This window comes from Botryobacter ruber (assembly GCF_003347595.2).
GTDB lineage: Bacteria > Bacteroidota > Bacteroidia > Cytophagales > Hymenobacteraceae > Pontibacter > Pontibacter ruber_A.
On the sequence record NZ_QCZK02000024.1, the window covers coordinates 346,810 to 360,478 of the forward strand.

Consider the following 13,669-nt stretch of genomic DNA (forward strand, 5'->3'; position numbering starts at 1 on the left):
CTACGTAAAAGCTCTCAGATCCCAAGTTAATAATTGTGAAATCGTTAAGCTACTTAAATAAATACCTGCTCAAGTATAAATTCCGTCTCCTGTGGGGGCTGGTGTTTATTATTATCTCCAACTTTTTCCAGATTCTGCCGGCACAGGTGGTGCGTTATGCCTTTGATCTGATTAAAGAAGGCATCAGCCTGCACAATCTTTATGAGGGCCTCGGCCAGCAGGAGCTTATCTATGATGTTTTTGCCAGAAGCATCCTGGTATATGGCGTCGTCATTCTGGCCATGGCGCTGCTGCGCGGACTGTTCCTGTTTTTTGTGCGCCAGACCATTATCGTGATGAGCCGCCTGATTGAGAACGACCTGAAGAACGAGATTTACGAGCACTACCAGAGCCTGCCGCTCAGCTTTTACCGCAAAAACAACACCGGCGACCTGATGTCGCGCATTTCGGAGGATGTGAGCCGGGTGCGCATGTACCTGGGCCCTGCCATTATGTATGGCCTGAACCTGGTGGTTTTGTTCCTGATGGTGATCCCCTACATGCTGGCTGTTAACGTAAAACTAACCTTTTACACGCTGATCCCGCTGCCCATTCTGGCCATCAGCATCTACTATGTCAACAACATCATTCAGCGCAAATCCGACGAGATACAGCGCAGCCTTTCGGGCATTACCACCTTTGTGCAGGAGGCATTTTCCGGAATACGGGTGCTGAAATCGTTTGTGCGGGAAGATGATTCGCACAACAACTTCACCAGCGCCAGCAACAAGTATAAAGAAAAATCGCTGGAGCTGAACTTTGTAAACTCGCTGTTCTTCCCGCTGATCCTGTTCCTGATAGGCCTGAGCACCATTATTACCATTTACATTGGCGGGCAGGAAGTTATCAATGGCAGCATTACCACGGGCAATATTGCAGAGTTTATTATTTACGTGAACATGCTTACCTGGCCCGTTACCTCGCTCGGCTGGACGGCCAGCCTGGTGCAGCGGGCAGCGGCATCGCAGCAGCGTATAAACGAATTCCTGCATACCAAAACCACCATCGTTTCGCGCCAGCACATCAGCAGATCCATCCAGGGCGATATTGTGTTTGACAACGTAAACTTTGTTTATCCTGACACGCACATTCATGCCCTGAAAAATATCTCGTTCCGGATACGGCACGGCGAAACCCTGGCGATCATTGGCAACACCGGCTCGGGCAAGAGCACGATTGCCGCCCTGCTGCCCCGCATGTACGACACCACAAGCGGCCGCATTCTGATCGATGACATTGATGTTCGTGACTATGACCTGAAGAGCCTGCGCAGCCAGATTGGGTATGTACCGCAGGATGTGTTCCTGTTTTCCGATACCATCAGCAACAACATTGGCTTCGGGCTGCCCAATATTACGGAGGAGCAGATGCAGCAGGCCGCCCGCGATGCCGACGTGTATGAGAACATTATCCGCTTTCCGGAGCAGTTTGAGACCAAGCTGGGCGAACGGGGCATTACCTTATCGGGCGGACAAAAGCAGCGCGTATCTATTGCGCGGGCACTTGTGCGCGAGCCCAGCATCCTGATACTCGACGACTCGCTTTCGGCGGTAGATACCAAAACGGAAAATGCCATTCTCAACAGCCTGCAGCGCATCATGGCCAACCGTACATCTATCATTATTTCGCACCGGGTGTCATCGGTAAAACTGGCTGATCGCATTCTGGTAATGGAGGACGGCGAGATTGTGCAGCACGGTACACACGAAGAGCTGATACGGGAACAGGGCGTTTACAAAGAGCTGTACGAACGGCAGTTACAGGCCGAAGATTCGGAGTAGATTTGTTTTTGCAGCAAGGCACTTTTACTTCTGTTTCAGCACTTTTGGCAGACAATATATTGATGAAAGGAATTTTTTAGACTATATTATGCTTTATATACGTATAGAAGTTATTTAAAAACCCAAAATTCCTGTGTATGGCTATCGACTTACAACAAATCGGCAAAAGATTTAAGTTTTATACCAATCTAAAGGAGCTGACCATAGACGAGCTGCAGAAAATAACCGGAACCGACCGCAAATGCCTCGAAAACATCATGTGCGGCCAAAACTTTCTGCTGGATGAACTTGTGGCTATTGTGAAGCATTTTCCCGATCTGAATACCCAGTGGCTTATTTACGGCGAAGGCAGCATGTTTAAACCCGACAGCGAAGCGGCCAAAGCCCACCTGAAGAAAGACAAGACCCAATACCTGAAACAGATGCAGCACATGCTGCAGGAACTGGACGCTGCCGAAGTTGCCAAAGACCACAGGCCAGATATGGATGCCCTGAGAGCCAAAATTGCAGGAATAAAAGATATTGAAGAGCAGGAGTAGGTAAAGCTGCTCTGCAGATACAAAGGCAGGAGCTTTGGTTATAGTTTTATAGCCAGCGCTCCTGCCTTTTTTTTGTTGGCTACAGGAGCAGTGGGTATGGAGGCTGCAGCAGTAGCGTTTTATTTCGGGATGGTTGGCCTGTTTTATTCTGCTGCTGCAGTCACCATTCCCGCTGCTGTTGCTTTGGATTGAATGTGGGGGTGTGGGGGCATGAGGCGTGGGGGCAGAAAACAAGGGGGTTTGGGGGCATGAGGGTTAACACGTGGGTTAACCCCTACGTTATACAATAATACAATAATACAATATTCGATTACGGGATTACCGGCACCTCTACCACGCCTTTGTGATCTTCGGGAAACCACTCTACGTAAAATTCCTCCAGCTTCAGGTTCTGTTCTTCGGCGTATTCGAACACGGCGGCATACAGCTTGTTTGGCGATAGCATGTAATGGGCATCTACCTCGGCACGGACTACTTTGCGGCCTCCGGGTACTTTGCGCAGCTCAAAACCTGCGGGCAAGTTGACAGTTGTATCGGGTACTACTACGCCAATGAAAGCTTTCACACTGTCTTTGCCTTTTTCGGGATTGTTGTAGTAGATGTTGCCCAGCACGCCCTCCAGCTCGTTCTTCTCCAGCACTTCGGATGCCCGCTGAAACGCTTTGCCAAGCTGCTCATCTTTTATGTGTGCTTTTACCGGCTGCCCCGCCACATACAGGGGTTGTGAAGTGGCTGTGGTGACGTCTGCAGAACTGAATCCGCCGAGGTAAGCATAAAAAGCTACCACTATTATCACGAGCACTGCCATTACCAGCAGAAAGGTTTTATTCATAGGTTAATCATGTTTTTGTACTGCATCTGGTAGAGCTGTGCGTAGTACCCATTGTGCCGCAGCAGCTCTTCGTGGTTGCCTACCTCTTTTATCTCGCCGCGCTCCATCACAATAATTTTGTCGGCTTTCTGGATGGTGGACAGGCGGTGGGCGATGACGATGGAGGTGCGGCCGCGCATCAGCTGCTCAATGGCATACTGAATCAGCTCTTCGGTTTCGGAGTCGACGCTGGAGGTGGCTTCGTCGAGGATAATGATTTGCGGATTGTAAACCATGGCGCGCACGAACGAGATCAGCTGCCGCTGCCCCACCGACAGCGTGGCGCCCCGCTCCATTACCTCGTAATGCAGCCCGCCAGGCAGCCGCTCGATAAAACGACGGGCGCCTACCAGGTCGGCGGCGTGCCACATCTGCTCTTCGGTAATGCTTCTGTTACCCAGGCTGATGTTGTCGGCGATGGTGCCCGAGAACAGGAACACGTCCTGCAGCACCACCCCTATCTGGTGCCGCAGCACCGCCAGGTCGTATTCCTTCAGGTCGTGCCCGTCTACCAGGATATGGCCTTTGTTGATTTCGTAGAAGCGGTTGAGCAGGTTGATGACGGAGGTTTTTCCTGCTCCTGTAGCACCCACGAAAGCCACTGTCTCGCCTGCTTTTACATCGAAGGAAATATCGCGCAGCACCCAGTCCTCCTCTTTATAGGCAAACCACACGTTCTGGAACGACACATCGCCTTTGATGGTAGCAGGGGCATAGGTGCCGGTGTCGGTAATCATTTCTTTACTGTCGAGCAGGCGCATGAGGCGTTCGGTACTCACCACCCCCAGTTGCAGCGTATTAAAGCGGTCGGCAATCATCCGGATGGGGCGGAAGAACATCTGGATGTACAGGATAAAGGCCATCAGCATCCCCAGCGACATCTCTTCGTCTATTACGCCGTGCGCGCCGTACCATACCAGCAGGCCCAAGCCAGCTGCACCAATTATCTCTGCCACCGGGAAATACACGGAGTAGTACATCACGGAACGGATGTTGGCGCGGGTGTGCTCCTTGTTTATCTCCCGGAACTTCTCCATCTCGCGCTCCTCGTTGTTAAAAATCTGCACAATGCTCATGCCCGTAATATGCTCCTGCACAAACGAGTTCAGCCTTGCCACGGCCGTGCGCACCTCCTGGAAAGTATCTTTTATTTTCTCTTTAAAAATATAGGTACTGATAAGCATCAGCGGCAGCGTGGAAAGGCTTACCAGCGTCAGCTTCACATCGATATAGAACATGAAGCCCAGGATAAACACCAACTGGAGCACGTCGCCTATCATGGCAGCCAACCCTTCGCTGAACACATCCGACAGGGTTTCGACATCCGATACGTTGCGGGTAACGAGAGTGCCGATGGGGGTGCGGTCGAAGAACTGGAGGCGCAGGTTGAGGATGTGGCGGTAGAGCTTGATGCGGATGTCGCGCACCACATGCTGCCCCAGCCAGCCCGCAAAATAGGTATGCAGGTATTGCACAATGGCATGCGCCACCAGCAGCACCGTCAGTATCACGAACATGCGCGTGAGGCCTTCCCAGTCGTTGTTCAGTATCTCGTGGTCCACGGTGTACTGGATGAGGAAGGGGCGCACGGCAGCCAGTATGGCCGATGCAAAAGTCAGGAAAACGATAAAGTAGAAGGTTTTTATGTACGGCTTCACGAACTGGAACAGCCGCTTTAAAACATCCGAATCAAATACTTTACCGGTTGCTTTTGGTTTATCTTCCAAAATAGAGATGTCTTTGTTGTAGCAGAATTAGCTGCAGTAGCAGTTTCTACTGTACGTACTTTTAATTCTGACGGATTGCAAAGTTAAGACTTTCGCTTTGATTGTTACACCTGTTTTGCTTCGGGTGTAGAGAATGCCTGTTGATAAACTGGTGCGGAGGTCCGCATACGTGTAACGGGGACACGGATGTCCCCTGCAGAGAGCTTCAGGACATGGATGTCCTGAAGAGCAGACTATTCATTCTGTAACAACTGCTCCGGATACTCCACCCTGGCCAGGTACAAGCCTTCGGAAGGGGCCGCGCCACTGGCTTTGCTGCGGTCCTGGCTCGCAACCAGTTGCTCAAACGCTTCTACGGTTAGTTTTCCTTTGCCCACATCCAGCAATGTGCCCACTACCAGCCGCACCATCCCCCGCAAAAAGCGATTAGCCCGGATGGTGAACAGCAACTCGTCTCCCTCCTGCTGCCAGTGCGCTTCGTACATGAGGCAGTTGTAGTGTTTGGTATCGCCTTTTACTTTCGAGAAGGTGGTAAAATCTTCGTAACGCAGCAGCACGGCAGCCGCCTCGTTCATGCGGGCTACGTCGGGTTGCCTGCTCAGGTAGTAAGCGTAGTAACGTGTAAACGGGTTTTTAGCCAGCGTAATGCGGTAATGGTAGGTGCGGGCGAAGGCGTCGTAGCGGGCATGGGCCTCGTCGGGCACCGGGTACAGGTGCTTCGCCACGATATCACCGGGAAGCAGGCGGTTGAAACGGTACACGGCATGGGCAGTATCAGCGATCGGCTCCGGCACATCGAAATGCAAAAACTGCTGGCTCGCATGCACGCCGGCATCGGTTCTGCCACTGCCGGTAGAGCTGATGGGGTGGCGCAGCACTTTACTCAGGCAATCGTCGAGCACTTCCTGAACGGTGTGCGCGTTGGGCTGCGTCTGCCAGCCATGGTAATTGGTGCCGTCGTAGGCTATTTCGAGAAAATAACGCATTAAGGGTTGAATGGCTAAATTGTTGACTTATTGAATGATTGAACAGCGCACCATTCTCAGTTCAGCCCCTGGCAGTAGCCATAGTAAAAAGGCACATCATTTTTGACGCTATTCGCTGTGTTGCTTATGGTTATTAATTGCTGGTTCTTGTTATCCATTAATATTTTGTCGCCAAACCTACGAGGCTTCTGATCTTTGTAGTTCAGGTAAAGTGTATCCCCAACCTGTTGATACGTTCCGGTAAAATATTCATCATAAAAGAATACCCCTGTCCAATGGAGTTCAAAGCGGTTTTTCCCACGGAGCTTAAATGTTGCCTGGTTCTGGGTACCTTCATAGCATGCCTTAAAGGTTACATCACCGTAAAGCTTTTCCAAGTCAATCCAAAAGATGTTAGAAGTTACATCAAGCCAAAAAAGGGATAATATACCAATAGGTACAAAACTCAAAAGTGACAATCTTTTTCTGTTCCTGATGATGCTGACAATTTCGATTATAAACTTGATGATAATCCAGAAAAAGAAAACAGCTATCACCAAGTAAAATAAAATATTCCAGAATCCACCAATTTCTCTCTCCCAAATCGGATTTGTCTTAACCAAAAGCATGAAACCAATGACAATAACTACTGAAGTTATAATTCTCTTCTTTAACTTTTGATCTTCCTGCATTTTCAGACTTTTATTACAACCTCCTACACCTTCTCATAAATCACTGCTACGCCCTGTCCTACGCCTACACACATAGTCGCGAGCCCATAGCGGGTGCTGGGGCGGCGCTGCAGCTCGTGGAGCAGGGTGGCGGTGATGCGGGTGCCGCTGGCGCCGAGCGGGTGACCAATGGCGATGGCGCCGCCGTTCACATTTACTTTTTCCGGATCGATGTTAAGCTGCTCCATACAAGCGACTGCCTGCGCGGCAAAGGCTTCGTTTATTTCAAACAGGTCGATGTCGTTGATGGTGAGGCCTGCCCGTTTCAGTGCTTTCTGGGTGGCGGGAACTGGTCCCATGCCCATACAAGCCGGGTCTACGCCTGCTACGGCAGCAGCTACTATGCGGGCCAAGGGCTGCAGGTTCAGCTGCTTTACCAGTTTCTCACCGACTACCAGCGCAGCGGCGGCACCGTCGTTTATGCCGGAGGCGTTGCCGGCGGTTACGGTCCCTCCTTGCTGAAAGACCGGCGCCAGCGAGGCCAGTTTCTCCACCGACGTCAGCCGCGGGTGCTCATCCGTATCAAAAACAACTGCAGCGCCTTTTGGCTGCGGCACCTCCACCGGCACGATCTCTTCATTAAACTTCCCGGCATCGGCAGCCTGCCGGTACTTGAGCTGCGACTGGTGGGCAAAGGCGTCCTGTGTTTCGCGTGAAACATTATATCTGGCTGCTACATTCTCGGCTGTTTCGCCCATGCTGTACGGGTAGTGCAGCGACGACAGCTTTGCATTTACAAAGCGCCAGCCCATGGTAGTATCGAAAACTTCGGCGGTACGGGAAAAAGACGTTTCAGCTTTGGCCATGACGAAGGGGGCACGCGTCATACTTTCTACTCCACCTGCCACCATTGCCTCTCCTTCGCCACAGGCTATCGCACGTGAAGCATCGATAATGGACTGCAGTCCGGAAGCGCAGAGGCGGTTTACCGTTACCCCGGCCACCTCCTGCGGCAGGCCCGCCAGCAGCAGGGCCATGCGCGCTACGTTGCGGTTATCTTCACCGGCCTGGTTGGCGGCTCCTAAAATTACATCCTCCAGCAGCGTGGGGTCCAGTTGAGGTGTGCGGAGCAGCAGTTGCCTGATAACATGCGCGGCCAGGTCGTCGGGGCGCACCAGGCGCAGGGCTCCTGCAAACTTCGCCACAGGCGTCCGCACCACATCTACAATATAAGCCGTGCTCATGGGTTTTGGTTTTACAGGTCTTTGTCTAATTTTGCAACTCTTTGCAAGTTAAACGAACCCTTATATGATACAAAGAATCCAAAGTGTATTTCTGTTCCTGCTGGTACTGTCGATGGTCGCTATCCTGTTCCTGCCGCTGTGGTCTAAAACCGACACGACTACGGGCCAGGTAGTAGAACTAACAGCGTTCTCGCTCGACTCTCATTTTTATACCGAAGAAGGTGAAGCCACCAACGAAGGGAAAGCCCAGTCGCAGGGCGCGATTGCCATTGGCCTGCTTGCAATTGCAGCTGCCGTTATTGCGTTGTACGAGATTTTCCAGTTCAAGAACCGCTTTACGCAAATGAAGCTCGGCCTTTTTAACGCCCTGATCCTGGTAGCGCTGCTGGGCGTCACCTTCTACCATGCCCACTATGTTGGCGATGAACTGATACAATCAGATGATTCCGGCACTTTTGAGGCAGGCTTTTACCTGATCATCCTGGCGCTGCTACTCAATGCGCTGGCCAACCGCTTCATCAAACGCGACGAAGACCTGGTGCGGTCGATGGACAGGCTGCGTTAATGTGCTGATTTTTTAATGTGCTGATGTGCTAATTGGGGAATAGGTAAATTCTTTTCGCTTACAGCTACAGCATAAAAAGAAGAGGGTCTCTGTCGTTGAACAGGGGCCCTCTTCTTTTTGTAAAGTTGTGTATTGACTTAATATCCCGCGATTCCAAAGAGAAAGCAGGATCTTCCATGATAAAAATTGTAGTAGCTGGCCGATCTGCAGTTCGCCCACAAGATCCCAAAGGGATGACAAAGTGGGAATAATTTTGTGGTACTTTGTAAAATATATTTGGTATTACCACATCAGCACATCAGTACATCAGCACATTAAAAAATCAGCACATTACCTCCTGCGGCTGGTGTAGTTCTGCAGTTCCTTAATGCTGGTGTCGAATTTGAAGGCGTCGTAGACGTAGTAGAAACGCTCTTTGTCGCACACGTAATCGAAGGCAAATTTGGCAAATTCCAGGCGCGAGGTTTCGAATTCGAACTGCTCCAGCAGGATTTTCAGGTCTTCGGACAGGATGCTGTTTTTGCTGATGGCTTCGCGGGCTATCGCCATTCTGGTGCTTTCCGATTCTCTTGCCTTAATAGTGGTTACCAGTTTGTCGAGATCATATTTGCTGAGCATGTTCTGGCAGAAGCCGTCTTTCTTTTCAGCGGGTTCGGGGGCAGGCGCTTCGGTAGGATAGTCGCCGGGATAGGTTTCGGTATAAGGCGGATTGGGCTGCTGCGGAGGCACAGGCTGTGTGGAAGCTACCGGTGGCGGCAAGGGCACAATGCTTATCTTCTGCAGGCGCACTCTACCCCTGCGGCCCGACGGCGTGTGCACCAGGTAATTCGTCTGATGGCCTAGCGGTACCGTTATCCGGAAGCCCGAGGTAATAAGCCCGTATCGCCCGCTGATCCTGAACTGAACATAATGCCGCCCCGGCTGCAGGTTGGCTACCCGCACGACGTTTGTAGCCACCGGATTGACCGGCTTGCCATTTAATATCAGCAGGAAAGGTTCGCCTCGTTTGGTGGTAAACGATAAAGCGGAAGCTTGTGCCCATACCGGCAATACCAGCAGCACAAGCAGAAACGGGAGTAGCAGTTTTTTCATGACAGTACAGGCTTTTGCTCTACTTGCTACAGGCCAATTATTGTGCCAGATCGGTTGCTGCTTTAGCTGCTATACAGGCTACGGTGTCACTTGTTCTAATTTTCAGGAGCAGAGGGTGTGGTGGCTGCAGCAGCAAACGAAAAACGCCCACAGGCAACCGGTGCCTGTGGGCGTTTTTCATTTTATTTTAGATTAACGGCTATCCTCCGTAATAGAACCTGCCGTGGCTGCTTTTGATGGTGAGCTCATTGCTTTTGCTGCTTTCCACGTGGCCGATGATCTGCGCTTCTACGCCGAACGAGCGGGAGATGGCGATCAGTTCTTCGGCGTATTGCTCGGGCAGGTAAATCTCGAGGCGGTGGCCCATGTTGAAGACTTTGTACATCTCCATCCAATCGGTCCGGCTTTCCTGCTGGATGAGCTGAAACAATGGTGGCGTCGGGAACAGGTTGTCTTTTACGATGTGTACCTTGTCGGTGAAGTGGAGCACTTTGGTCTGGGCGCCGCCGCTGCAGTGCACCATGCCGTGGATGTGCGGGCGGTGCGCCTTCAGAATTTCCTTGACAATAGGAGCATAGGTGCGGGTGGGTGAGAGCACCAGCTTGCCTACTTCCATGCCTGTTTCCTTGTTCACATCCGTAAGGCGGTAACTGCCGGAGTACACCAGGTCTACGGGCACCTCGGGGTCGTAGCTTTCCGGGTATGACTTGGACAGGTATTTATGAAACACGTCGTGGCGGGCGGAAGTTAGGCCGTTGCTGCCCATGCCACCGTTGTATTCGTCTTCGTAGCTGGCTTTCCCGAAAGAGGCAAAGCCTACAATCACGTCGCCTGCCTGTATGTTATGGTTGGAGATAACCTCGTCGCGGCGCATGCGGGCGGTAACAGTGCTGTCGACAATGATGGTGCGCACCAGGTCGCCTACGTCGGCTGTTTCGCCGCCGGTGCTGTAAATGCCGATGCCGTTGTCGCGGAGCATCTGCAGTACTTCTTCGGTACCGTTTATGATAGCGGCAATCACTTCGCCAGGCACCAGGTGCTTGTTGCGACCGATGGTAGAAGAAAGCAAAATATTATCGGTGGCTCCTACGCACAGCAAATCGTCGGTGTTCATGACCACTGCATCCTGGGCAATGCCTTTCCAGACACTCAGGTCGCCGGTTTCTTTCCAGTACATGTAAGCCAGCGACGATTTGGTGCCGGCACCATCTGCGTGCATGATGGCGCAGTAGTCCGGGTCGCCGGTCAGGATATCGGGTATAATTTTGCAGAAGGCTTGCGGAAACAGGCCTTTGTCTATGTTCTTGATGGCATTGTGCACATCTTCCTTAGAAGCGGACACGCCGCGGCGTAAATATCTACTTTCCATAATTCTGGATAATGAACTACAAATTTAAGAAAGCCTTTGAAGGGATAAAGGCAGAAAAGCATAAATTTAAATATAAAGACGTCATAAGCGGGATAAGCAGCAGTATGCTTTCCGGATGTTTCAACATTTTTTCTGTCAAAAGTTGTACGAAAGCAAGTAGCGTTTAGTAATTTTGCCACCAGGGCTTTATCTTTAAAAAGTACCTGTTTTTTTTATGAAATACATTCTACGCGCTTTTCTTGTTTCCCTTCTAATTACTTGTTTTTCTGCACCCTTACTTGCACAGGAAACAATGCCTGAACCCAGGATTTACGACTCCAGTTACAAAATTGCAGCCGGCATAAGTTATACTGCTATCAAGGGTAATGAAGCGGCTTTGAAAGCAAAATATTTTGTAAACCGCAATATTGGCTTCGAAGCCCATGCCGGCAGTTCTACAGGCTCAGAGGTCGGGTATCAAGATGTATACCTGGCTGTTATCTGGCAGCCACACCTGGAAGGAATGGGACTTTTGCGTCCGTTTGTAGGCGTAGGCCCGGCGCTGCTCCAATTAAATTCTTATCCCAGCAATTACAGGCACCTTTACGGCCAACCCAAAAAGAACAACTTTTACGGTGTTTTCCCCTTCGGCCTGGAATTCTCGTTTGCAAGTCTTCCTGTAGCCTTATCGCTGGATTGCCAACTTCCTTTCGTAAAGTTAACCAGTGACGAGTTATCAAGAGCCAAGGCTTACACTACTGTTGGCTTCGGCGCAAAGTACCTGGTCAGGTAACAGGAAACAAAAAAGCAGCTGCTATTGATGTAATGCAGCTGCTTTTTTGCTGATGTCCTGGTTACGCTACTCCTGCACGCGCACCACTTTAAACTCGGTGCGGCGGTTACGCTGGTGCTCTTCCTCGGTAGTGGCATTTTTTACCACCAGCCGGCTTTCGCCGTATCCTTTTGCCGTTATCCGTTCCGGGCTTATTCCTTTCGATACGATATACTCCACTGCCGACTCCGCCCTTCGCTGCGACAGGTCCTGGTTGTATTCATCGGAACCGCGGGCATCGGTATGGGAGCTGAGCTCGATGGAAATGCGCGGGTTGTCTACCATTATCTGCACCAGTTTGTCGAGCTCAATTGCTGCGTCGGGTCGAATTTCTGCCTTATCGAAGTCGTAGAAGATGTTCTCCAGCACAATCGGTTTGTCTTTCACAATCTCATTCAGCACCAGCGTTGCCGTCAGGCGCACATCGGTTTCGGGCTCAGTGAGCTCAGCCTGCGACGGCATCTTGCCAACGGTCGTGATGCTTTGGCGGGCCGTAAAGAAGCCGGGTTTCGTGGAGATCAAAGCATAGGTGGAGGCGCTGTCGAGGGGGAAGGAGAACTTGCCGGCGGCATCGGTGGTGGCTTCGCTTATTTTTTCTCCTTTCTCGTTCTGCAGTTCTACCGGGTGTTCCGGCACCGGCACCTGCTGCCGTGCCCCTTCACGCTGCTGGTACAGGGTGCCATCTACAAAGAAGTTTACGCGTTTGCGCATCGAGCGCTCAAAGGCATAAATATCGTCGCCACCTTTGCCACCTTCGCGGTTAGACGAGAAGAAGCCGGTGGAACCGTTTTTAAAGAAGATACCAAAGTCGTCGCCGGGGGAGTTGATCGGAGGTCCCAGGTTGACGGGTTTCCCGTTTTCGATCCGGAACAGGTCGAGGTTGCCTAAACCGGGCAAGCCATCAGAGGCGATGTAAAGGGTACCATCAGGCGCTACGGATACAAAGCTTTCGTTGCCGGGCGTGTTGATATCAGGCCCCAGGTTTACTGGCGCAGAAAAGCGCCCGTTGGCATCGATGGTGGTTTTATAGATATCGTTTCCGCCCAGGCCACCCCTGCGGTTAGACGAAAAGTAAAGTATTTTACCGTCGGGGGAGAAAGCCGGAGACGAATCCCAGCCCGTGGGGTCGCTGATGCCGAGGCGTTTGGCTTCTGTCCAGCCGCCGGAGCCGAGGGTAGAGGTAAACAGGTCGACATTGCGGCGGCCTTTTTTGGTGCCCTCGTTGCTACGGGCAAACACCATAATGCGGCCGTCGTTGGTGAACGTGGCCAGGGCATCGTGCATGCCTTCGAGGTTAATGCTTTCATACCTGTTAACTGTTGCGCCCAGGCCTGCCACAGAATCGGTTAAAGCAGTGGCATACAGATCTAAAAAGCCTTCGCCGTTGCCCAGGTACTTTTCATCGGCATTCCTGGTAGAGGAAAAGACAAGTTCATTGTTCACGACAACAGGTGCAAACTCCGATGCCTCGGTATTGAGTGCATCCAGGTGCTGTATTTCAAACTCAGGATGCTTTTTCAGGATGTCGTTCAGGGAGCTGTAGTTATTCAGTTCGCGCAGGGCCTGCGATTTCAGGGTAGCATTGCGGGCTATCTTTACATACTCCTGCAGCTGACGCTCCGATGCGTCGTACTTGCCGTTTGCTTTCAGGGCCAGGCCGTAGTAGTAATACAGTTCCTCGCTGCGGTAGTTGGCATCCAGGGCTGCCTTGTAATACTGCTCTGCCTGCGCCAGCCTATTGGAACGCCGGTAAGCTTCGGCTATTTTAAAGTTAATTTCGCCAGGCTTGTCTGTGCTGCCCAGCGCCTTTGTGTAGTACTCGATTGCCCGCTCATACTGCTCCTGCTCAAAGCGCTGGTCGCCTTTGCTGATGTATCTGCCAGCCCCACACCCGCCGAGCACCAACACAAGCAACATAAGAATACCCACCTGCTTTAGTCCGGAAACAAAGGGCTTTAATGGAAGTATCTGAAGCATGAGTTAGTATTGTTTGAT

The 13,669-nt window shown here is 51.4% G+C and carries 12 protein-coding genes; 4 read left to right on the plus strand and 8 right to left on the minus strand.

Translation table 11 applies throughout. The annotated features are described in order from the left end of the window. Positions 1-35: 35 nt before the first annotated feature. Both DCW36_RS06800 and DCW36_RS06805 read left to right on the plus strand, forming a co-directional pair. Complete coding sequence (locus DCW36_RS06800; RefSeq protein ID WP_114777587.1) at positions 36-1,820, plus strand: ABC transporter ATP-binding protein; 1,785 nt, start codon at positions 36-38, stop codon at positions 1,818-1,820. Between the two features lie 137 nt (positions 1,821-1,957). Next, positions 1,958-2,359: a helix-turn-helix domain-containing protein gene (locus DCW36_RS06805; protein ID WP_114777588.1), complete on the plus strand. Its 402-nt coding sequence runs from the start codon at positions 1,958-1,960 to the stop codon at positions 2,357-2,359. A gap of 310 nt (positions 2,360-2,669) precedes the next feature. Here DCW36_RS06805 and DCW36_RS06810 read toward each other — a convergent pair whose 3' ends face one another. The 5 genes from DCW36_RS06810 to DCW36_RS06830 form a co-directional block, all read right to left on the minus strand. After that, entirely contained in the window at positions 2,670-3,191 is a 522-nt protein-coding gene (locus DCW36_RS06810) for a GyrI-like domain-containing protein (protein WP_114777589.1), read from the minus strand. Then, a complete protein-coding gene (locus DCW36_RS06815) occupies positions 3,188-4,957 on the minus strand; it encodes an ABC transporter ATP-binding protein (RefSeq protein ID WP_114777590.1) in 1,770 nt (589 codons plus the stop codon). Before DCW36_RS06815 ends, DCW36_RS06810 begins: the two co-directional genes overlap by 4 nt. A 233-nt stretch (positions 4,958-5,190) precedes the next feature. Then, on the minus strand, positions 5,191-5,943 hold the full coding sequence (gene truA, locus DCW36_RS06820; RefSeq protein ID WP_114777591.1) for a tRNA pseudouridine(38-40) synthase TruA: 753 nt from the start codon (positions 5,941-5,943) through the stop codon (positions 5,191-5,193). Between the two features lie 56 nt (positions 5,944-5,999). Beyond that, a complete protein-coding gene (locus DCW36_RS06825) occupies positions 6,000-6,614 on the minus strand; it encodes a hypothetical protein (protein ID WP_114777592.1) in 615 nt (204 codons plus the stop codon). A gap of 23 nt (positions 6,615-6,637) precedes the next feature. Then, entirely contained in the window at positions 6,638-7,837 is a 1,200-nt protein-coding gene (locus DCW36_RS06830; protein ID WP_114777593.1) for a thiolase family protein, read from the minus strand. A gap of 64 nt (positions 7,838-7,901) precedes the next feature. Between DCW36_RS06830 and DCW36_RS06835 the strand changes: the two genes are divergently transcribed. Beyond that, the gene (locus tag DCW36_RS06835) at positions 7,902-8,402 is read left to right on the plus strand and encodes a DUF4293 domain-containing protein (RefSeq protein ID WP_114777594.1); all 501 of its coding nucleotides are present in this window, start codon (positions 7,902-7,904) and stop codon (positions 8,400-8,402) included. A gap of 330 nt (positions 8,403-8,732) precedes the next feature. Here the strand turns inward: DCW36_RS06835 and DCW36_RS06840 are convergent, their stop codons facing one another. After that, positions 8,733-9,494: a DUF4476 domain-containing protein gene (locus DCW36_RS06840; RefSeq protein WP_114777595.1), complete on the minus strand. Its 762-nt coding sequence runs from the start codon at positions 9,492-9,494 to the stop codon at positions 8,733-8,735. 199 nt (positions 9,495-9,693) lie between these two features. Continuing rightward, on the minus strand, positions 9,694-10,863 hold the full coding sequence (locus tag DCW36_RS06845; RefSeq protein WP_114777596.1) for an AIR synthase related protein: 1,170 nt from the start codon (positions 10,861-10,863) through the stop codon (positions 9,694-9,696). Positions 10,864-11,155: 292 nt separating this feature from the next. Between DCW36_RS06845 and DCW36_RS06850 the strand changes: the two genes are divergently transcribed. Beyond that, positions 11,156-11,635 carry a hypothetical protein gene (locus tag DCW36_RS06850; RefSeq protein ID WP_114777597.1) on the plus strand — a complete coding sequence of 160 codons (480 nt, stop codon included), beginning with the start codon at positions 11,156-11,158 and terminating at the stop codon, positions 11,633-11,635. Between the two features lie 66 nt (positions 11,636-11,701). Here DCW36_RS06850 and DCW36_RS06855 read toward each other — a convergent pair whose 3' ends face one another. Continuing rightward, entirely contained in the window at positions 11,702-13,651 is a 1,950-nt protein-coding gene (locus DCW36_RS06855) for an OmpA family protein (protein WP_114777598.1), read from the minus strand. Positions 13,652-13,669 lie beyond the last annotated feature (18 nt).

Coding starts and splice junctions, on each gene's coding strand:
- DCW36_RS06855 (WP_114777598.1), bottom strand. CDS start 13,651: ATGCTTCAGATACTTCCATTAAAGCCCTTTGTTTCCGGACTAAAGCAG.
- DCW36_RS06850 (WP_114777597.1), top strand. CDS start 11,156: ATGCCTGAACCCAGGATTTACGACTCCAGTTACAAAATTGCAGCCGGC.
- DCW36_RS06840 (WP_114777595.1), bottom strand. CDS start 9,494: ATGAAAAAACTGCTACTCCCGTTTCTGCTTGTGCTGCTGGTATTGCCG.
- truA (WP_114777591.1), bottom strand. CDS start 5,943: ATGCGTTATTTTCTCGAAATAGCCTACGACGGCACCAATTACCATGGC.
- DCW36_RS06805 (WP_114777588.1), top strand. CDS start 1,958: ATGGCTATCGACTTACAACAAATCGGCAAAAGATTTAAGTTTTATACC.
- DCW36_RS06810 (WP_114777589.1), bottom strand. CDS start 3,191: ATGAATAAAACCTTTCTGCTGGTAATGGCAGTGCTCGTGATAATAGTG.
- DCW36_RS06835 (WP_114777594.1), top strand. CDS start 7,902: ATGATACAAAGAATCCAAAGTGTATTTCTGTTCCTGCTGGTACTGTCG.
- DCW36_RS06830 (WP_114777593.1), bottom strand. CDS start 7,837: ATGAGCACGGCTTATATTGTAGATGTGGTGCGGACGCCTGTGGCGAAG.
- DCW36_RS06845 (WP_114777596.1), bottom strand. CDS start 10,863: ATGGAAAGTAGATATTTACGCCGCGGCGTGTCCGCTTCTAAGGAAGAT.
- DCW36_RS06825 (WP_114777592.1), bottom strand. CDS start 6,614: ATGCAGGAAGATCAAAAGTTAAAGAAGAGAATTATAACTTCAGTAGTT.